18 protein-coding genes are annotated in these 19,739 nt (G+C 74.2%); 8 read left to right on the forward strand and 10 right to left on the reverse strand.

The genetic code is table 11. The features are described from left to right. Positions 1–9 precede the first annotated feature (9 nt). A complete protein-coding gene (locus ACIRRH_RS37500) occupies positions 10–1,281 on the reverse strand; it encodes an MFS transporter (protein WP_403076650.1) in 1,272 nt (423 codons plus the stop codon). Positions 1,282–1,298: 17 nt separating this feature from the next. Between ACIRRH_RS37500 and ACIRRH_RS37505 the strand changes: the two genes are divergently transcribed. Next, the gene (locus ACIRRH_RS37505) at positions 1,299–2,579 is read left to right on the forward strand and encodes an ROK family protein (RefSeq protein WP_403076652.1); all 1,281 of its coding nucleotides are present in this window, start codon (positions 1,299–1,301) and stop codon (positions 2,577–2,579) included. 103 nt (positions 2,580–2,682) lie between these two features. After that, entirely contained in the window at positions 2,683–3,801 is a 1,119-nt protein-coding gene (locus tag ACIRRH_RS37510; RefSeq protein ID WP_403076653.1) for a PLP-dependent cysteine synthase family protein, read from the forward strand. 137 nt (positions 3,802–3,938) lie between these two features. Here ACIRRH_RS37510 and ACIRRH_RS37515 read toward each other — a convergent pair whose 3' ends face one another. The 5 genes from ACIRRH_RS37515 to mscL form a co-directional block, all read right to left on the reverse strand. Continuing rightward, positions 3,939–4,259: a DUF6191 domain-containing protein gene (locus tag ACIRRH_RS37515; RefSeq protein WP_403076655.1), complete on the reverse strand. Its 321-nt coding sequence runs from the start codon at positions 4,257–4,259 to the stop codon at positions 3,939–3,941. A 48-nt stretch (positions 4,260–4,307) separates the two neighbouring features. Continuing rightward, positions 4,308–6,809, reverse strand: a complete 2,502-nt coding sequence (locus tag ACIRRH_RS37520) for a right-handed parallel beta-helix repeat-containing protein (RefSeq protein WP_403076657.1) — start codon at positions 6,807–6,809, stop codon at positions 4,308–4,310. Positions 6,810–7,196: 387 nt separating this feature from the next. Continuing rightward, positions 7,197–8,072, reverse strand: coding sequence for an MOSC domain-containing protein (locus ACIRRH_RS37525; protein ID WP_403076659.1), 876 nt, complete (start codon positions 8,070–8,072; stop codon positions 7,197–7,199). 196 nt (positions 8,073–8,268) lie between these two features. Then, positions 8,269–9,039 carry a hypothetical protein gene (locus tag ACIRRH_RS37530; protein WP_403076661.1) on the reverse strand — a complete coding sequence of 257 codons (771 nt, stop codon included), beginning with the start codon at positions 9,037–9,039 and terminating at the stop codon, positions 8,269–8,271. Between the two features lie 384 nt (positions 9,040–9,423). Further along, a complete protein-coding gene (gene mscL / locus ACIRRH_RS37535; protein WP_403076664.1) occupies positions 9,424–9,870 on the reverse strand; it encodes a large conductance mechanosensitive channel protein MscL in 447 nt (148 codons plus the stop codon). A 443-nt stretch (positions 9,871–10,313) separates the two neighbouring features. Here mscL and ACIRRH_RS37540 point away from each other — a divergent pair, with 443 nt between their 5' ends. Together ACIRRH_RS37540 and ACIRRH_RS37545 are read left to right on the forward strand one after the other, a co-directional pair. Further along, entirely contained in the window at positions 10,314–11,561 is a 1,248-nt protein-coding gene (locus ACIRRH_RS37540; RefSeq protein WP_403076667.1) for a glycosyltransferase family 4 protein, read from the forward strand. A 129-nt stretch (positions 11,562–11,690) separates the two neighbouring features. Next, positions 11,691–12,365 carry a thiol:disulfide interchange protein DsbA/DsbL gene (locus ACIRRH_RS37545; protein WP_403076670.1) on the forward strand — a complete coding sequence of 225 codons (675 nt, stop codon included), beginning with the start codon at positions 11,691–11,693 and terminating at the stop codon, positions 12,363–12,365. A 130-nt stretch (positions 12,366–12,495) separates the two neighbouring features. Here the strand turns inward: ACIRRH_RS37545 and ACIRRH_RS37550 are convergent, their stop codons facing one another. Both ACIRRH_RS37550 and ACIRRH_RS37555 read right to left on the reverse strand, forming a co-directional pair. Beyond that, on the reverse strand, positions 12,496–13,242 hold the full coding sequence (locus ACIRRH_RS37550; RefSeq protein ID WP_403076672.1) for an SAM-dependent methyltransferase: 747 nt from the start codon (positions 13,240–13,242) through the stop codon (positions 12,496–12,498). 43 nt (positions 13,243–13,285) lie between these two features. Continuing rightward, on the reverse strand, positions 13,286–14,422 hold the full coding sequence (locus ACIRRH_RS37555) for a glycosyltransferase (protein WP_403076765.1): 1,137 nt from the start codon (positions 14,420–14,422) through the stop codon (positions 13,286–13,288). Positions 14,423–14,491: 69 nt separating this feature from the next. Between ACIRRH_RS37555 and ACIRRH_RS37560 the strand changes: the two genes are divergently transcribed. Then, positions 14,492–15,262, forward strand: a complete 771-nt coding sequence (locus ACIRRH_RS37560; RefSeq protein WP_403076675.1) for a glutamate racemase — start codon at positions 14,492–14,494, stop codon at positions 15,260–15,262. 510 nt (positions 15,263–15,772) lie between these two features. Here the strand turns inward: ACIRRH_RS37560 and ACIRRH_RS37565 are convergent. Beyond that, complete coding sequence (locus tag ACIRRH_RS37565; protein WP_403076676.1) at positions 15,773–16,933, reverse strand: polysaccharide deacetylase family protein; 1,161 nt, start codon at positions 16,931–16,933, stop codon at positions 15,773–15,775. A 370-nt stretch (positions 16,934–17,303) separates the two neighbouring features. On the opposite strand from ACIRRH_RS37565, the gene ACIRRH_RS37570 reads away from it, so the two are divergent. The 3 genes from ACIRRH_RS37570 (at position 17,304) to ACIRRH_RS37580 (ending at position 18,906) form a co-directional block, all read left to right on the forward strand. Beyond that, a complete protein-coding gene (locus tag ACIRRH_RS37570; RefSeq protein ID WP_224281173.1) occupies positions 17,304–17,576 on the forward strand; it encodes a hypothetical protein in 273 nt (90 codons plus the stop codon). 280 nt (positions 17,577–17,856) lie between these two features. Further along, positions 17,857–18,396 carry a sugar transferase gene (locus tag ACIRRH_RS37575; protein WP_403076679.1) on the forward strand — a complete coding sequence of 180 codons (540 nt, stop codon included), beginning with the start codon at positions 17,857–17,859 and terminating at the stop codon, positions 18,394–18,396. A gap of 21 nt (positions 18,397–18,417) precedes the next feature. Then, positions 18,418–18,906, forward strand: a complete 489-nt coding sequence (locus tag ACIRRH_RS37580; RefSeq protein WP_355260830.1) for an NUDIX domain-containing protein — start codon at positions 18,418–18,420, stop codon at positions 18,904–18,906. Positions 18,907–18,946: 40 nt separating this feature from the next. Here the strand turns inward: ACIRRH_RS37580 and ACIRRH_RS37585 are convergent, their stop codons facing one another. Continuing rightward, entirely contained in the window at positions 18,947–19,486 is a 540-nt protein-coding gene (locus tag ACIRRH_RS37585; RefSeq protein WP_403076681.1) for a PTS-dependent dihydroxyacetone kinase phosphotransferase subunit DhaM, read from the reverse strand. Between the last annotated feature and the right edge of the window lie 253 nt (positions 19,487–19,739).

A 19,739-nucleotide genomic window follows, 5' to 3' on the forward strand; every position in this document is an offset into this window, starting at 1 on the left:
CGTCAGCCGTCACCGGTCGTCCGTCACCCGCCGCCCGACCGAGAGTGGCAGGAGCGCCGCCACCGTGGCTGCGACCGCGACCGTGGTGAGGGCCAGTGGCAGTCCGGCCGCGTCGGCGAGGAAGCCGATCACCACCGGGCCGATCAGCATCCCCCCGTAGCCGAGCGAGGAGGCGAACGCGACGCCCTGTGGCCCGCCCGCCGCGCCGGCCCGGGCGATGGCGAGCGGGAAGAGGTTGGCCAGGCCGAGGCCGACCAGCACGAACCCGCAGATCGCCACCGGCACCGCCGGGGCCAGGGCGGCGATCAGCATGCCGACCGCGGCCGTCAGCCCGCCCAGCAGCATCAGCCGGGTCTGGCCGAGCCTGATGGACAGCCAGGTGCCGCCGACCCGCCCGCCGGCCATCGCGAACGCGTACGCCCCGTAGCCGGTGGCTGCGACCACGGAGCTCGCATGGACGTCGTCGGTGAGGTGGAGCGTGGTCCAGTCTGCGATCGCGCCCTCGCCGTACGCGGTGCAGAGCGCCGTGAGGCCGAGCAGCAGGACGAGCAGCCGGGTGTGCGTACGTACCGAGCCCGGGTTCGCCCCGGCGCTGTCGGACGGTTCCGCCGTGCGGCCCGTACGGCCCGGAGCGACCGGTGCCGCCGCCGGGCTGCGCAGCAGGACGATGCCCGCGCCGAGGGTGACGGTCATGCCCAGCACGGCGCTGAGCGCGAGTGCCCATGCGGTGCTCAGCGGGCCGGCGAGCAGTCCGCTGACGCCGGTGCCGGCCAGCCCGCCGAAGCTGTACCCGGCGTGGAAGCTGGGCATCACGGGCCGTCGCAGCTGCGCGACCAGGTCGACGGCGGCGCTGTTCATCGCGACGTTGGCCCCGCCGTACCCCGCGCCGAACAGCAGCAGCACCCCGCCGAGCGCGGTGACCGAGTGGGCGTGCGCGGGCAGCAGCACGGCGAGGCTGAGCAGGGCGAGCGAGCCGACGGTCACCGGCCGCGAGCCGTACCGCAGGCAGAGCCGGCCGACCATCGGCATGGTGAGGACGGCGCCGATGGATAGGCAGAGCAGGGCGAGCCCGAGGGCGCTGTGCGAGGCGCTGACCTGACTGCGGATGTCCGGGATGCGGACGACCCAGGCGGCGAAGAGGAAGCCGTCGATGGCGAAGAACGCGGTGAGGGCGACACGTGCAGGACCCCAGGGGCTGTCGGTGACCGGGGGTGTGCTGCGAGACTGGGAGGAGGGATCGTCCGGTGGAGTGCGTGAACCGATTTTGTTTCGAAGCGACACAAAGTCACAATAGGGGTGTGCAGCTCTCACCATCAAGCCCGAGGCCCGGTACCGGGAACGACTCCGACGCGCAGCGCGACAGTCACCGCCGCGCGGCTCCCGACCGGGGCCGGACGCTGCTCGGCCCCGCGCTCTCCCTGATCCACACCGGCCAGACGCCGACCCGCTCGGCGCTCACCCGCGCACTGGACGTCACCCGGGCCACCGCCGGCGCGGTCACGGCCGAACTGGAGGCGCTCGGCCTGATCACCGTCGACTCGCGCCCGGCCGGTGGTGGCCGCGGCCGCCCCTCGCACCGGCTCGCGATCGACCCGCAGGGCCCGGTCGTGGTCGCCGGGCAGATCCACGCCGACGGGCTGAGCGTCACCCTGGCCGGCCTCGGCGGGCTGCTCGACCCGCCCGTCCACCTGCCGCTGCCCGCCGCCACCGACCCGGTCCGGATGCTGCGCGCCGTAGCCGTGGCCGGCGCCGAGCTGGCCCGTGCGACCGACCGCCGCTGCCTGGGTGCCGCGCTCGCGCTGCCCAACCCGGTCACCGAGCCGGACGGCACCGCCCTTGCCGCGCTGCACTTCGCCTGGCCCAGCGGCACCCCGGTCGCCGACCTGTACGACGTCGAGGTCGGCCGCGCCGACCACGGTCCGAACGCGCTGCGCCCGCTTCCCACCGTGATCGCCAACGACGCCAACCTGGCCGCGCTCGCCGAGTACCGGCACGGCGCCGGCCGCGGCGCCCGCCACCTGCTCTTCGTCACCTCCGGCCACCGCGGCGTCGGTGGCGCGCTGGTCGTCGACGGCCACCTGCACACCGGCAGTGCCGGGCTCGCCCTGGAGGTCGGGCACCTCACCGTCGACCCGCAGGGCCGGCCGTGCATGTGCGGCAACCGGGGCTGCCTCAACTCCGAGACCGACCCCGACGCGCTGTTCGCCGCCGCCGGACTCGCCCCGGAGCCGGGGCGGCCGCTGCTCGACCAGGCGCGCGAGCTGTGCCGGGCGGCTGCGACGGACGACCGGGCGCGGGCGGCGGTGGAGCACGTCATCGACCGGCTCGGGCTCGGCCTGGCGGGCGTCGCCAACATCCTCAACCCCGACCGGGTGGTCCTCAGCGGGCTGCACCTCCACCTGCTGGAGGCGGCGCCCGACCGGCTGCGGTCGGTGGTCGCGGAGCGCAGCCTGTGGGGGCGCAGCGGCCGGGTGCCGATCGTCGGCGCGGAACTGGCGCACAGCGCGCTCGCGGGTGCGGCCGAGCTGGGCTGGGGGCCGTACCTGGCGGATCCGCAGTCGGTGCCCGTTCTGCACTGAAGCGATAAGGGGAAGCTGGCCCCTCGAAAACGGTTACTTATCGTGACTCTCATACACTCGTAGTGAGCAGTGGGGGGTCACCACGAGGGAGACAGAGCGACCAATGAGCACCCAGCCCGGCACCGAGCCGACCGTCGACATCGACCGCTCGGACCCCGAGTACCGCGCCTGGCTCAAGGAAGCGGTGCGCAAGGTCCAGGCCGACGCCAACCGGTCCGCCGACACCCACCTGCTGCGCTTTCCGCTGCCCGCGGAGTGGGGGATCGACCTCTACCTCAAGGACGAGTCCACCCACCCGACCGGCTCGCTGAAGCACCGCCTGGCCCGCTCGCTCTTCCTCTACGGGCTCTGCAACGGCTGGATCCGGCCCGGCAAGCCGGTGATCGAGGCCTCCAGCGGCTCCACGGCCGTCTCCGAGGCGTACTTCGCCCAGCTCATCGGCGTGCCGTTCATCGCCGTGATGGCCAAGAGCACCAGCCAGGCCAAGATCGACCTGATCCAGTTCCACGGCGGCGAGTGTCACCTGGTCGATCGTTCGGACGAGGTGTACGAGGCCTCCGCCCGGCTCGCCGAGGAGACCGGCGGGCACTACATGGACCAGTTCACCTACGCCGAGCGGGCCACCGACTGGCGCGGCAACAACAACATCGCCGAGTCGGTCTTCGCCCAGCTGTGCCTGGAGCCGCACCCCGAGCCCGCCTGGATCGTGGCCACCGCCGGCACCGGCGGCACCTCGGCGACCATCGCCCGGTACGTACACTACATGCAGCACGACACCCGGATCTGCGTCGCGGACCCGGAGAACTCCTGCTTCTTCGACGGCTGGGTGCGCCACGACCCGGACGCCGTCTGCGAGAGCGGCTCGCGGATCGAGGGCATCGGACGGCCGCGGATGGAGCCGAGCTTCGTCCCGGGGGCGATCGACCGGATGATGAAGGTGCCGGACGCCGCGTCGATCGCCGCCGTGCGGGTGTTGGAGCAGGTGCTCGGCAAGAAGGCGGGGGCCTCCACCGGGACGGGCCTCTGGAGCGCGCTGCGGATCGTCGCCGAGATGCGGGCAGCAGGGCGGACGGGCAGCGTGGTCGGCCTGATCTGCGACCCGGGGGACCGCTACCTGGACAAGTACTACTCGGACGACTGGCTGGCGGGCGAGCGGATCGACATCGCGCCCTACCGGGCGGCGCTGGAGTCCTTCCTGGCCGGCGGCGCCTGGACGGGCTGACCGGGTGGGAGGCTGTCAGGGGGCGGCTGACGGCTGACAGATAACAGCTGACAGATGACAGATTTCAGACTCTGTTATCTGTCAGCTGTTCGCCGTCATCTCTTCGCCGTCAGCCGTCAGCCGTCAGCCGTCAGCCGTCAGTCGCCACCTCGCCGGATCACCGCCCGCCCGCCCGCGAGGTCGATCCCCGTGCGCTTCGGCGCACCATCGTGCTCGTCGTCCCGCAACACCAGCTCGACCCGCCGCTGTTCCAGCTGCACCCGCTTGCTCGGGTAGAGCAGCGCGTGCAGCTCCTCCGTCGCGGTCGCACCCGCGCCGCGCGCCGCGCCGCGCCCCGCACCCGGCCCCGCCGTCGGCCGGGCGCGCAGCCGCCGCGCCACCGCGCCGAGGAAGAACGCCACGACCAGTCCGGCCGGCAGCAGCAACCCGCCCGCCGCGCCCGTCAGCAGCACACCCATGCCTGCCCAACGGACCGGCGCAGCCGACGAGTTCCCCTGCCGCTCGCCCTACGGCAGCGGCGCCGCCGGCAGGTCGGTCGGGACGAGCAGCTGGAGCTCCTCCGTGGACGGATCCGCGAGGTGGGCGACCCGTACCGCGTGCCGCTCGACCATGGTCTCGAAGACCTGCCGCGCGGTGCGCCCGTTACCGAAGTTGGGGCCGCGCTCCAGCCCGCCGAAGTGCTCCAGCAGCGCCTTCTCCGTCTCGTCGCAGAGCGCGTACTCGTGTTCGGCGCACTGCGCCCGGGCGATCTCCAGCAGCTCGTCCGCCGTGTAGTCGGGGAAGCCGATGGTGCGTGAGAAGCGGGACGAGACACCGGGGTTGGCGGACAGGAAGCGCTCCATCTCGGCGGTGTAGCCCGCCGCGATGACGACCACCTCGTCCCGGTGGTCCTCCATCAGCTTGACCAGGGTGTCGATCGCCTCGCGTCCGAAGTCCCGTGCCCCGTCCTCGGGCGCGAGCGCGTACGCCTCGTCGATGAAGAGCACCCCGCCACGCGCCCGGTCGAAGGCGGCCGCGGTGCGGATCGCGGTGGAACCGATGTGCTCGCCGACGAGGTCCACCCGGGCCACCTCGACCAGGTGCCCGCGCTGGAGCACCCCGAGCGAGGCGAGGATCTCGCCGTAGAGGCGGGCGACGGTGGTCTTGCCGGTGCCCGGTGCGCCGGTGAAGACCAGGTGCCGGCGCAGCGAGGGCGCCTTGAGCCCGGCCTGGCGGCGGCGCCGGCCGACCGAGATCAGGTCGATCAGCGTGCGCACCTCCTGCTTCACCGTGGCCAGCCCGACCAGCGAGTCCAGCTCGGCGAGCGCCTCCTCGGCCGGCCGGCAGTCCGGGATCGGCGCGATCGCCGCCGAGGTGGCCGCGGACGGTGCCAAGGCCTGGGCAGCGGCGCTCAGTTGGGCCGTCCGCGGTGCCGGTACGTCGGTGGAACCGAACGGCGGCCCCAGCCCCGGGCCGCGTCCGGACGCGGGCCCCGATCCGGGCGCGGGCCCCGCCCCGCCACCAGGGGCGGCGGGAACGGCCGGCACCGGAGCGGCCCCGACGTCGTCCGAGGTGCACCCCTCCGTGACCGGACCCGGCTCGGAGAACTCGAAACCGGCCCGCTGGTTGTGCTCCGCCCGGCACCGGATGAGCTGGGTCCGGCAGCCGTCGATGATGTGGAAGCCGAAGCCCTTGCCCTGCGAGACCCGGCAGTCCTCGAAGGTGCCTCGCCCCTGCGCCGAGACGTACACCCCGGCGTCCGTGCTGGCCCGTACGGTGCAGTCGCGCAGCACCGGGTCGGCGCCCTTGGTGACGATCACGCCGGTGGCCACGTCGGCGATCTCGCAGTCGGTGAGCAGTCCGCTGCTGCCGTGGTCGCGGAACCAGAGCCCGGTGCCCGCCTCCTGCACCCGGCAGGAGGCCAGGGAGACGCTGGCCCCGCCGCTGACCGAGACCGCCGAGCTGCGGATCCGGCTGAACGAGCAGCCCTCGGCGGTGGCGGCGGAGTTCCGGTCGAGGACGAACAGGGCGTCCGGCAGGTCGTGCAGCGAGCAGTCGGTGAGGGTCAGCCGGGCGCCGTCGCTGACCCACAGGGCCGGGTACTCGCCGGTCGAGCCGTGGATCTGGCAGGACTCGGCGACGGCCTCGGTGCCCTGGTCCCAGACCGACAGCGCCCCGCGCCCGAAGTCCCGGACGGTGCTGTGCGCGAGGCTCAGCCGGGCGCGTCCGCGCAGGTCGGCGCCGTTCTCTGGCAGGTCGTGCACCCGGCAGCCGGTGAGCACCAGCTCGGCCTCGCCGTCCAGGGTCAGACCGTTGCCGGTGACGCGGTGGATCTCGCAGTCGACCAGCCGCCCGCCCGCCTGGGCCTCGGCCTGCACGCCGCTGCCGCGGATCTCGTAGATCTCGCAGCCGGTCAGCTCGGCCGCGCTGCCGGGGTCGGAGAGCAGGACGCCGGCGCCGGAGGCGTGGTGGACACGGCAGCGGTCCAGGGCCGCGGTGGCGCCGCCGAGGACAGCCAGTCCGGCCTGGCCTGCGGCGGCGACCTCGCAGTCCTCGAAGGCGGCGGCGGTGTCCGCGCCGCGCAGCCGCAGCCCGAGCCCGCCCGGGTTGGTGACCACGCAGCCGCGCAGGGTCGGTCGGGCGCCGCCGGTGATCTCGATCCCGGTGGCCGAGCGGGTCTCGATCCGGCAACCGCTGAAGGCGGGTGTCGCCTCCGGCCCGGTGACCAGGACGGCCGGGGTGGAGCTGTCGCCGCCCTCGACCACCAGGTCGCGCACCGTTGCGGCGGCGGTCACGGTGAGCGCCACCCCGGAGGGCGGGTCGATCCGGACCGTTCCCGGGCCCTGGGCCGGGACGATCGTCACCGGCTTGTCCAGCAGCACGTTCTCCCGGAAGGTGCCCGGCCGGACGGTCACGGTGTCGCCCGGTTCGGCGGCCGCCAGGGCCTCTGTGAGCGTGTCGTACTCGCCCGCGCGGCGACGCCAGCGGGATGCGCTGTCCTGGGTGACCCGGACCCTGTGCTCAGCCATGACGGTCTGTCGTCCCCACCTTCGTCGAGCCGGCGATCAACGGGCCGAACGCGCGGGGGTGCGCGGGCCGCCCGCCCACCGTAGCGCGCCCACGTGGGTGGTCCGGCCGCCCGCGGTCGCGCGGACACCGGTAGCGCTCAGCGCCGCCACAGGTTCCGACCACTTGTTTCAACGAGCGCGCACAGCGGTGGTTCCGTCCGGGACGCGCCGGTTCCGGAGTGCAGCGTGCGCCCGGCGCCGGTCGGCGGGCCTGCGAGCCCGCCGTCCGGCGCGGGTGGTCGGCGGTGGGCGGGTCGGTACGGGCGGTCGGCCGGCCCTCCGGCAGAAGCCGGACCAGGTGCGGCTCGCCCTCCCGGAGAAGGTGCCCGGTGCTTCCCGCTCAAACGCTCAGCGCCCGTCGGCGGGCCAGTGCGCCCCGCCCTCCAGCACCTCGACCTCGTCGCCCAGCCGCAGCGTGCCGAGCGCGTCGCCCTCGACGCCGGCCGGCCGTTCGGGAATCAGGTTCTGCCCGAACGCGGCCTTGCGCAGCAGCCGGTGGTGCCGGGCCAGGGTGCGCAGCGGCTCCTTGCCGCGCCGCTCGCCGGTCTCCTGGTCGGTGGTGGTGATCACGCAGCGGCCACAGGGCTTGACCACCTTGAAGGTGACCGAGCAGATCCGGATCCGGCGCCAGGTGTCCTCGGCCCACGGTTCGGCGCCGCCGACCACCACGTTCGGGCGGAAGCGCTCCATCGGCAGGGTTTCGTGGCCGTCCGGGTCCTCGGCGGCGATCAGCTCGTTGAGCCGGTCGAGCGAGGCGGTGGTGGTGAGCAGCAGCGGGAAGCCGTCGGCCATCGAGACGGTGTCGTCGGGCTCGCCGTACTCGGGGTCGACCGGCCGGGCGTGCGGGTCGTCCAGGTGCACGAGGCGGTAGTCGCCGAGGTGCTCGGCGATCCACTGGTGCGCCTCCTTGGCGGCCTCCGCGGCGCGGAAGCGGGTGCCCCAGACCTCGACGTCGGCGAGCGGGTCGCCGGCCGCGACGGCGGGGGCGGGGACCTCGATCCGGGAGCCGTCGGGGGCGGTCAGGGTGAGGACGCCGTCGGGCAGCAGTCCGGCCCGGATCTGTCCGAGGGCCGGGTCCTCGCGCTGGCTGACGAAGCGTCCGGTCACGTCGGCGAGCATCCAGCGGCGGTCTCCGGCCAGGCCCCAGGGTTGGACCACGGCGGTGTCCGGGCTCAGGCGGTACATCGACTTGACGGGGTAGACGTGGAGTCCGGTGAGCTGCATTCCCCCATCCTGCCAGCCGGCCCCGACCAGCAGGGACGGCCCCCGTATGCGCACGGACCGCCCGGACGCCGTGGGGGGCGTTCCGGGCGGTCCGTGGATGACCCGTTTCTCCGTTCGCCCGGCGTACGGGGGGCGCCGGGTGGTGCTCAGGTGGTGCGGGTGCGGGCCGCGTGGGGGGCCGCGGGGTGTCAGTGGTTCAGTAGCCCTGGCCCTGCGGCTGGTAGCCACCCTGGAACTGGCCGGGCTCGCCGTACGGGCCCGGGCGCTGAGGCTGCATCGGGCGGACCGGCGCCATGGCCGGGCGCAGCTGGGCGCCACCGAAGGACTGGTCGCCGCCCGGGCCCTGGAAGCCGGGGCCGCCGACGGCCGGGCCGCCGAAGGACTGCTGGCCGCCGAGGCTCTGCGGACCGGCGGGCTGGCCCTGGCCGAAACCGCCCGGGCCGCCGGCCGGCTGCGCGCCGAAGGTCTGGGGGCCGCCCTGGGCACCGATGAAGGTGTTCTGGCCGCCGAAGCTCTGGCCGCCGGTCGGCTGGTAGCCGCCGCCGGAGGCCTGGGCGAAGGCCGGGGCGCCGGGCTGCGGTCGCTGGTACGGCTGGGGGGCGCCGTAGCCGGGGACCGGCGGCTGGGGGGAGGCGTACGCCGGCGCGGGCTGCGCGGGGATGTACGCCGTGGCGGGGCCGGCGGAGGGGCCGCTGCTCGGGCCGGGGCCCAGGGCGAGGCGGGCGGGCGGCAGCGCGGGGAGGTTGCTGCCGGCACTCTCGTACCCGTTGCCGTAGCGGTTCTCGTGGGACGGGCCGAGGCCGGATCCGTAACCGGACGACAGGGCCGGCGGCAGGGCGGCCGGCACGTTGATGGGCGCGATCTGGGGGACGCCGCGCTCAGCCACGAGGCTGTCGTAGATCGGCGTGCCGGAGGAGAAGGACGGAGAGGGGTAGCCGACTCCGTCGTAGGAGCGGGGCGAGGTCATGGGGCATACGGTAAGCCCACAACGCGCCTGCTGAGGAGAGCGGGAGGGGGAGCAGTTCGAGTGTTTACACAGTCTTCGCTCGCACAAAGGTTTCGAAAGTAGGAAAGCCGGACATTCCGGCGTCCGTTTCCGGACAGTCCTGGCGCCCCGTCAGTGATCGAACAGCGGCCGGACGGAGCCTCCGGAAGGCCTTGTGGCGAACGGCCGGTAGCCGGTTGGGGGCCCTGCGGAGAAACTTTTTCCGGATGGGCGTGCGCGGGCGCATTCGAGCCCCTGCCGAGGGGACGGCGGGGGCTCGTGAATGTTTCGGGAATAAAGTTCCCGTCAGCTCTTCGGGCATTCGGTTCAGGCCCGCGACCTGCGCTGTCGGCCCGGGGCCGGCGGTCAGTGCGACCGGAGCGCCTGGGCCTGAGCGGGCAGGCCAGGCTTGCGGACCTCGGAGGTGCAGAAGGAGCACCGGGTCGCGGCGGCCGGGATGGAGCTCAGGCACTCCGGGCAGTCGGTCTTCGCGGCCGGCTCGGGCCTGGCCGATTGGAAGCGGTCCTGGAGCTTGCCGACCGGCAGCACCACGGCGAAGTAGATGACGGCCGCGGTCAGCACGAAGCCGATGACCGCGTTGACGAAGACGCCGTACGGGAACCGGGTGCCGGCCACCTCGAAGGTCTTCTGGGTGAAGTCGCCGACGGCACCGGACGCGACGCCGACGAGCGGGGTGAGGAAGGCGCTGACGAACCCGGTGACGACGGCGGTGAAGGCCGCGCCGATCACGATGCCGACCGCGAGGTCCACCACGTTCCCGCGCAGCAGGAAGCTGCGGAATCCCTTGAACACCGGGCGACTCCAAATCCGTACGGGGAAGGGGAGATGGGGCGGCACGGCGGGTGCCGCCCCGGCCGGACATCCTGCCGAGCGGCCCGGGCCGAGGTCCAACCGCGTTCACCCGAACCGCGTAACCGCCCCCGCCCCGGCGTCCACCGGCCCGCCGGGGCGGGGGCGCTCCGCGTACCGGCCTTTCGGCGGTCGAACAGCCCGGGTGACTCGACGGTGTGACGTCGCATGTGACACCGGCACGAGCCGATCCGGGGCGGCGCCGACCCGGCGCGACAGGGTGGACCGGAGCGCGGCAGGGGGCGAGACGGGGCGCACGGCGGTCGCAACCGGCGCACGACGGCGGCCCTGTGGAGCACATCGGGTGTACAAGTGCGGGCGGATGGGCCACCATCAGGTTGCGCGAAGGGGATGTACCGGGCGGAGCACTGTGCCAAGGTCGGTCCATGCCCGACCATTTGTCGGCCGATCCGGCCGGAAACCGTCCGCGTGTCCTGCATCTGATCAGCGACTCACGCCGTGGCGGCGCACAGAACTTCGCCCGTGACCTCCACCGGGAACTGAACCGCCGGGGGCAGCCCTCCGCGCTGTGCGCCCTCGCCCCGCATCCGGCCGTCCATTCCGGGCCCGCCGAGGCCGGCCCGGATTCCGCAGGCCCGGGCCCCGGCGCCGCGGGCCGGGGCGCCGAGTCCGCGGGCGACGACTCCGAGTCCGTGGGTCGGGGCGCCGCCGGTTGCTCCGCCGTCTCCGGGCTGCGCTCCGCCGCCGTGCTGGGCCCCGGCCGGCTGCACCCGAGCACGCTGCGGGCGTTGCGCTCCGCCGCGCGCGCCGCCGACGTGGTGCTCGCACACGGCTCGGACACCCTGGCCGCCTGCGCCCTCGCCCTGGCCGGGACCGGTACGCCCTTCGTCTACGTCTCGGTCGGCCACCCGCGCTACTGGACCGCCAACCGGCTGCGCCGGGTGCGCGGCGGCGCGCTGATGCACCGCGCGGCCGCCGTCACCACTCTCACCGACGAGGCGCGCGACGTCCTGGAGGAGCAGTTCCAGCTGCCCGAGGGCAAGGTGCACGTGATCCCCAACTCCCGCGCGGCCGAAAGCTATCCGCCCGCCGACGGCCGGGACGACCGGCGCGCGGCGCGGCACGCGCTGGGCCTTCCGGCCGACGTGCTGCTGGTTGCCTGGATCGGGGCGATAGCTCCGGAGAAGCGGCTCGACCTCGCCCTCGACGTGCTCGACCGGCTGCCCGACGTCCGGCTCGCCGTCGCCGGGGACGGACCACTGCGCGAGACGCTGGCCCGCCACCCGGCCGCCGCCCGCGCCCATTTCCTCGGCCCGCTGCCCGACCCGGTCCCGCTCTACCGTGCCGCCGACGCGCTGCTGCTGACCAGCGACAGCGAGGGGGTGCCCGGTGCGCTGATCGAGGCGGCACTGGCCGGGGTGCCCGCGGTGGCCACCGACGTCGGCTGGGTGCGCGAGGTGGTCCAGGACGGTGCGACCGGTGCGCTGGTCGCCCCCGGGGACCCGCTCGCCCTCGCCGAGGCACTGGGCAAGGTGCTCGCCGTCAACCGGGCGGGCCTCGGTGCGGCGGCCCGGGCGCACGCGCTGGAGCACTTCGAACTGGGTGCCGTCGTGGACGCCTGGCAGCAACTGGTCGCGGAGGTCTGGACGGCGGGCACGGAGGGCGCCCGCTGACCGCATCGACCCCGTCGGTGGTCGGCTCCGTCCCCGGGCGAGGCCCGGCTGCGCCGTCCGGACGAATCCGGCACGGCCCGTGCCTGAGCAACCGGTCGGTAACGAGCCGTCGCCAGCACACTGCCCGGTGTGAACTCGAAGTCGCTGCTGCGGTCCACCGTCCTGCTCGCCGTCGCCGTCGGGATTGCCGCGTCCCCCGTCCAGGCCGGCGCGACGACCCACCAAGTCCTCTTCGGGGGTGTCCAGTTCGTCAAGCTCGACCACCCGCAACCGGTGCGCGAGAGCGCCCTGACCGAGGCGGTCGAGTTCTTCTGGTACGACTGCAGTCACTCCCAGGCGCTCGAACAGCCCTTGCGGGCCTGGGCGGAGAAGCATCGCGCCGATGTCGCGCTGCGTCGCGTCCCGGCCGTCTGGCCCGGCAGCCGGGACGAGGCCGTGCAGCGTGCCCACGCCCGGCTGTACTACACGCTGGAGCACCTCGGCCTGGTCGACCGCCTCCAGGTCGGCGCCTTCCGGGCCGTGCGCGACGAGGGGCTCGACGTCACCACCGAGGCCACCGCCACCGACTGGGCCGTGCGCCAGGGCGTCGACGGCCAGGCGTTCGGCCGGACGTACCGCTCCGCCGCGGTGAACCAGTCGGTCGACGAGGCCGCCGCCGCCTTCACCCGCTACGGCATCAACGAGCTGCCGACGGTCGTGATCCAGGGGGAGTACCGCACCTCGCCGACCCTGGCCGGTGGGGTCGAGGCGATGCCCGAGGTGCTCGACCGCCTGGTGCGGCAGGAGCAGGAACACAGCCGCTGAGCCTGCGCTCCCGGCCCTTGTCGTGACATCGGATCAGCTTGCTCATGTGCCCTGCCCGGCAGGCGGCTTGGCTGTTTCGACCGCTTCTGCTGTTTCAGCCGTTTCTGCCGTTTCTACCGCTTCGGTCGCATCAGCCGCGGCGCAGCAGGTACGTGACGAAGCCGAGCGTCCCCCGGTAGCCGTGCAGCCACCCGGTGCGGTGCCGGTCCGCGGCCTCCCGGGCGGCTGCCGCGTCCGGGTGGTCCGGGTGGTCCAGCGCCCACTCGGCCAGCGAGCCCGTCCAGGAGAACTCGTAGTCGTCCCACTCCTGTTCGGTGCTGACGTGCCCGAACACCGGTGTCCAGCCGTCCGCGAGGACCCGGTCGGTGGTCGTCGCCAGATCCGCGAAGTCCTCCCGGACCGCGCCCAGCCCGTCCAGCGTCGCCTGCGACGGCTCGCGCTGCCAGAACCCCTCGCCGACCAGCAGCCGGCCGCCGGGGGCCAGCAGTTCCCGGGCCGCGGCGAGCGTCGGCAGCAGACCGTCGAAGGCGTGGGTGGCGCCGACGCACAGCACCAGGTCGAAGGGCTCCTTCGTGGTGAACTCCCGTGCGTCCAGGTGGTGCAGGCCGATCCGGCGGACCACGCCGAGTGCGGTCGCGGTCTCCCGGGCCAGGGTCAGCGCCGCCGCGTCCAGGTCCACGCCCACCGCCTGCCAGTCCGGGCGGGCGGCCAGCGCCCGGAGCAGCCAGGCGCCCTCACCGCAACCGAGGTCAAGCGCCCGGCCCCGTTCCGTCCCGGCGGTGGCGCGGTCCAGCAGCCGGGCCACCGACTCGTCCGCCAGGGGGGCCGCGATCGGGTGGTGGGCATGGGCGAGGCGGGAGATCTGCTGACGGTCCATCCGAGCAGTATGGATCGGGGCGGCCCGCCGTGCAGGGGGTTTCTCAGGCCCGGGAGTAGGTGCGGCCCTTCCACGCCGCGCCCCGGCCGCGCCAGTGCTGCACCGCCGAGTCCACCGTCATCAGCAGGTACAGCCCCGCGGTGAACGGCAGCAGCAGAACGGCCGCGGCCGGCTGCCCGTAGTACCGGACCATCGGCAGGTACGTGCCCGCCATCAGTGTCCACGCCGCCCCGCCCGCGGCCGCCACCGCCGGCACCCCCGCCGCCAGCCCGGCCACCGTCGCCACCGGCGGGACCAGGTACACCAGCGCCAGCCCCAGCACCGTCCCGAACAGCAGCAGCGGCGAGTGCCTGAGCTGGGCGTACGCACTGCGTGACACCATCCGCCACAGCTGTTCCAGCCGTGGGTACGGGCGCACGCTGTCCACGTCGCCGGCCAGGCCCAGCCAGGTCCGGCCGCCGGTGGACTTCACCGCCCGGGCCAGCGACACGTCGTCGATCACCGCACCGCGGATCGCCGCCACCCCGCCCGCCCGCTCCAGGGCCTCCCGCCGCACCAGCGAGCAGCCGCCGGCCGCGGCCGCCGTCCGGGCACCCGGGCGGTTGCTCCGGCGGAACGGGTACAGCTGGGCGAAGAAGTACACGAAGGCCGGCACGATCAGCCGCTCCCAGCCGGTCTCCACCCGCAGCCGGGCCATCTGTGACACCAGGTCCAGCCCGTTGCTCTCGGCGGCGGCCACCAGCTCGGCCAGCGAGTCCGGGCCGTGCGCGATGTCGGCGTCCGTCAGCAGCAGGTACTCGACGTCCGGCCCGGCCAGCGCCACGCCGTGCCGCAGTGCCCACAGCTTGCCGGTCCAGCCCGGCGGCAACGGGGGAGGGGTGGTGACGGTCAGCTTCAGCCCGTCGGCCGTCCGCAGCTCCGCCGCCAGCGTGCCGGTGCCGTCCGAACTGTGGTCGTCCACCAGGATCACCCGGGCCCGCCCCGGGTACTTCTGCGCGAGCAGCGTCGGCAGGCTCACCGGGAGCACCGAAGCCTCGTCCCGGGCCGGCACCACGATCGCCGCCTGCGGCCAGCGGACCGGCGGACGACGCGGCGGCAGCCGTACGTCGGTGCGCCAGAACGAGCCGTGGCAGCACGCCAGCCAGAGCCAGACCAGCAGGGAGAACGCGGCGATCCACAGCAGGACGGTCACCCCGGCAGTCTGCCGCAGAACCGGGCGGGCCGGGCGGATCGACTAAAGTCTTGACCCGTGAAGATCGCACTGATGGACTCCGGAATCGGCCTGCTGGCCGCCGCTGCCGCCCTTCGGAAGCTGCGTCCGGACGTGGATCTGGTGCTCTCTTCCAACCCGGCCTCGATGCCGTGGGGGCCCCGTACGCCGGAAGAGGTCACCGAGCTGGCCCTCGGCTGCTGCCGGGCCGCCGCCGCGCTCGAACCCGACGCGCTGGTGATCGCCTGCAACACCGCCTCCGTGCACGCGCTCGCCACCCTGCGGGCCGAGCTGGAGCCCGGGCTGCCGGTGATCGGCACCGTCCCGGCGATCAAGCCCGCCGCAGCGCAGGGCGGCCGGGTAGCCATCTGGGCCACCCCGGCCACCACCGGCAGCGCTTACCAGCGCGGGCTGATCCACGACTTCGGCGGTTCGGCGGACATCACCGAGGTCGCCTGCCCGGGCCTCGCGGACGCGGTCGAGCACGGCGATGACGAGGCCATCACGGCCGCCATCGCCGACGCCGCCGCCCGGACACCGGCCGGCACCGACGTCATCGTGCTCGGCTGCACCCACTACGAACTCGTCGACGACCGCATCCGCGCCGCCGTCGCCCCGACCGCCTCCCCGGCGCTCACCCTGTACGGCTCCGCCGACGCCGTCGCCGCCCAGGCCCTCCGCCGCGTCGCCGACCCCACCCGGACCGGCACCGGTACCCTCACCGTCCTCCACGCCGGCGCCCCCGCCAACCTCCCCCCGGTTGCCGCCCTCTACCCCCAGGGCAACACCCTCGCCACCCTCATCGGCTGACACGAGCAGAAGTCGACAGGTCGACTCCCCGGCAATACGCAGGAGGTCGGCTCGGCCGGCTTCCAGCATTGCCTCCGGACGCCATCTCTGCGGAGCCCGCCCCCGAAAGCTGCCGGCCGCCCGACCGGCCCTCGCGCACGAGAAGTCGGCCCGGCCGACTTTTCGTGCGACTGCATCGACTTCCCCGCAGCACGCCGGGGGCGGCCCGGTCGACTTGCGGCACGGCCCGCGGGCGGCAGGCTGTGCAGTCCGTCCTCCGAAGGCCTTGGCCACCTGCCGGGGCCCTGCCCGCGCGAGAAGTCGGCCCGGCTGACTTCTCGCGCAGTGGCCGCATGGGCTTTCTGGCGGCGCATGAGAAGTCGACCAGTTCGACTTCCTGCGCCGTGCTCGGGCGCAATGGCTGCGCGGCTCGTTCGCCGAAGCCCCTGGTGGTTGCGTGCCGGGTCGCTGCCCGCGCACGGGAAGTCGGCCCAGCCGACTTCCCACGCAACGGCGGAGGCGTTGTCCGTGCTACGCGACGGCCTGGCGGCGCCAGCGGCGGTAGGCGGGTTCGAGGCCGGAGAGGATGGTGTCGAAGCGGCGGGTGCTGGTGGTGGAGTCGACCTGGAGGCGGCTGATCTGGAGGGGATGGGAGGGGAGCCGGGGGCCCAGGCGGTGGTCGGAGAGGAAGCCGAGGCGGTAGCCGAGCTCCTGCAGGACGGTTTCAGCGCGGACGTCGTGGCCGCCGTCCGGGTAGGCGAAGGCGATCGGTGGTTCGCCCAGCCAGCGGGTGAGGGCTTCGTGGGCGCCGGTGATCTCGGCGCGCACGGTGTCGTCGTCACAGCGCCCGAGGCACGGGTGCCCCTGGGTGTGGTTGCCGATGGCGACGCCCCCGTCCCGCAGGGCGAGGAGGTCGCCCGGGGTCAGCTGCTCCTGGCGGGGCGGTCGGCGGTCGGCGCTGACCCGTAGCTCGTGCAGGCTGCGCCGGCGGTCCGGGTCCGGCATGGCCTTGAGCCGTCGGAGCAGCTGGGACGGGTGTCCGCAGTCGAGTGAGCGGGCCCGGCCCCCGTGCCGGGCGAGGAAGTCGGCCTCGTGCCACCAGAACGGCCGCTCGGTGCCGATGAGCTCCGAGATGACGAACGCGGTGGCCGGAATGCCCCGGGCGTCGAGGGCCGGCAGGGCGTGGGTGAGCACGCTCCGGTCGGCGTCGTCGAAGGTGACCAGGACGCTCCGGGGCGGCAGCGGGCGCCGCTCGGTCACGGCTTGGAGAACCGCGTCGAGCGAGACGGGCGTGGCGAGCCGCTGGAGCCGGTCGAGCTGGGCGCCGAAGGAGCGGTGGTCGGTCACCCCGTGGTACGCGAGCACGGCGAGCCGCTGGGCGGCCAGGGCTCGGAACAGCGGCTGGACGGGGGCGAACCGCAGCCATTCGCCCCGAGCGTCCTGCTGTTCCGTATCGACGGCCGCCCGGTGACGGCCCCCGCCGTCCCGGTGCGTGCCCTGGCGGTGCTCGCCATGCCGGCGCTCGCCGTGAAGAAGCTCGTTGTGCAGATGCTCGCCGTGCAGGCGGCCGGTGGGCCGGCCGGTGTCGTGCCGGTCCGCCGCGCACCCGACGGGCGGAGGCAGCGCGCGCACGCCGGGTGCCGGCCGGGCGCGGGCCATGGAGGTCGATGTACTGGACTGGGACTGCGGCACGGTTCCCCCTCGTTCGCCGAGCGGCGTGGCGGTACCGCCGGAGGACGGAGCCCGGCCTCCGACTCCAGGGGCGGAGGCTCCGTCCCTGGATATTCCTGTTCTCGGTGGGGGGTTCACACCCGTCCCTCGAACGGCTCCTGGATCACTCAATGCCATTGAGACCGCTGCACCGGACGGATGGTTGTACCGGGGGGACGAGGATTTTTCGTGGACTGATTGTGGAGCCGGAATGCCCGCGCGGACGTCTCGGACACACTTCGGGGAGGCGCCGACGAGCCCCTGACCAGCCGGATCTCCCGGTTGCGCAGGGTGTTCACGCCTTCACTCCCCGCGGGCTGCCGCTCGCGCTGCCCCGGGGTACCTTGGCCTCATGGCAGATGCGGACCGTGACCCCCTCGACCTCCACGGGGCCTCCCGGATGGCTCGTGCGTGCAGCGGTGGAGCCCTGGTCACCCACCAGCTCCCGCTGGCCGTGGTGGGCCTGGCCTGCCTGGCGCTCGGCATCGTCGTGGCCGTGTTCGTTCCGGACAGTGACGGGCCGGCCTGGGCGATGGCGGTGGCCGGCTGTCTGGCGGCGGGCGTCCTGCTGCTCGGCCGGATCGCCTTCGGCGTGATCCGCGACCGGCGCCGCGCCGCGCTCTGACGGCACCCCGGCCGGCACGCCGGCCGTACGGTGGGCGGGTTCCGTCCGGACGATCCCCCCACCCGTTACGTCGATCGCTCTCGGCATTCCGAAACGGCAGATCGAGCGAAATTGGTCAGACCGACTGAATATCGTCCAGTCTGACAATCTCGGGTCCCCTTCTTTCACCATTCCAGGACAGAGGCTCCGTCCCGCCTCTACTGTGAATGCGTTCTTCCGGCTCGAGGCGCCGCGGAGGGGGAGCGATGGGCGGCAGACCGGATCGTGCCATGGCCGCCTCATGAGACGCGGTGGCGACCTCGCCGTCGCCGTTCTGGCCGCGATCGTCGCACTGCCCCTGGCGCTGCTGATCGCCGCCCTGCTCCGCTGCGCCACCAGCGGCCCGGTCCTCCAGCGGCAGACCCGGACCGGCCGGCACGGCCGCGAGTTCCAGATCCTGCGCTTCCGGACCGGCGGGGACGGCCGGCTCACCGCCCTGCTGCGCCGCACCGGCCTGGAGGAGCTGCCACGCCTGTGGAACGTGGCGCGCGGTGAGATGGGGGTGATCGGACCCCGGCCGGCCAGCCCCGACCAGGTGGTGCGCTACTCCCGCCGTGAGCGCGGCCGGCTCGCGGTGCGGCCGGGCCTCACCGGCTGGGCCCAGCTGCACGCCCTGAGCCGCGGCCGGACGTCCAGCCCGCTCAGCCGTCCCGAGTGGGCCGAGCTCGACCTCTGGTACGTCGAGCACCGCTCGCTCGGGCTCGACCTGCACATCCTCGGGCTCACCGTGCTCGCCCTGCTGCACCCCGACACCGGCCGGACGCGCCAGGTCGGTCCGTGACCGCCCCGATAGGCTGCGGCCATGGCCATTCCCCCCTTCCTCGCCGAACTCCGCGCCGTCGTGGGCACCCGTCCGCTCTGGCTGAGCGCCGTCGTCGCCGTCGTGCTGGACGACCGCGACCGGGTGCTGCTCGCCCGCCGGGCCGACGACGGCCGGTGGGCACCGGTCGGAGGCATCCTCGACCCCGGCGAGCAGCCCGCCGACGGCGTGGTGCGCGAGTGCGAGGAGGAGACCGGGGTGGTGGTCGTGCCCGAGCTGCTCGCCTCCGTCACGGTCTCGCCGCAGGTCACGTACCCGAACGGTGATGTGACGCAGTACCTGGTGCTGACCTTCCGCTGCCGCGCGGTCGGCGGCGAGGCGCGGGTGAACGACGACGAGTCGCTGGAGGTCGGCTGGTTCGGGCTGGACGAGTTGCCGCCGATGATCGAGAGCGAGCACGAGCGGCTGCGCCACGCGCTGGAGTGCGAGGGCCCGGCGGTCTTCACCTGGGAGGGCAAGGAGCGCCCCTGAGCCCGCCTTCCGCGCCCACCGCGGCCCCGTCCGGGCGGGGTCAGCCCTTGTGCTGCCGGTAGGCCTCCTCCGCCGCGTCCAGCACCGCGGCCAGGTCCCCGCCCGCCGTGGCGGTCGCGGTGGCGGCCACCGCGCCCTCGACGAACGGGGCGTCGGCGAACCGGACCGGGAACGGCAGCCCGTGCTCGTCCGCGTCGGACAGCAGGGTACGGACGGTGGTGACGGCCCCGCCCAGGTCGGCGAGCACCACCACGCCGTGGCCCTGGTCCACCCGGCGGGTCGCGGCGGCCACCAGGACGGCGCTGATGCCCGGTCCGTCCGACGGGTCGCCGCCGGTCGCCGCGACCGGCGCGGGGGAGTCGGATCCGGTCAACGCGAGCGCGAGGGAACGTACGGCGGTGGCCAGTTCCTGGCTGTGCGAGACCAGGACGATCCCGACCCGCCCGTGCGTGGCGGGCCGGGCGGGGGTCGGCCGGGGAAACGAGGTGGGCGAGGGAGGCGTGCGGGGCGCGGGGGGATGGGCCGAGGGGGCGTCGGAGATGGGGATGACGTCGGCGCGGGTGCCGTCCCGGCGGCTCATCGGCTGCTCCCTTGAGCGGATCGGTGGGTGGATCGTTCGGGCAAAACGTTCGGGCAAAACGTTCGGGCAAAACGTTCGGGCAAAGCGGTCGGGCGGAGCGGAGCAGTCGAGCAGCGCGGTGGGGCGGTCCGCGAGCGGCGGCGGCCCGGTCCGCGCGGGGCCGCCGAGGGTTCCCGGACGGCCGGCGGGCCCGCCCTTCCGGGCCTTCCGGGCCTCCCGGGGCGGGGAGGTGCCTGGGCGGCGTCCTGGCAGC

This window comes from Kitasatospora sp. NPDC101235, assembly GCF_044767505.1.
Lineage (GTDB): Bacteria > Actinomycetota > Actinomycetes > Streptomycetales > Streptomycetaceae > Kitasatospora.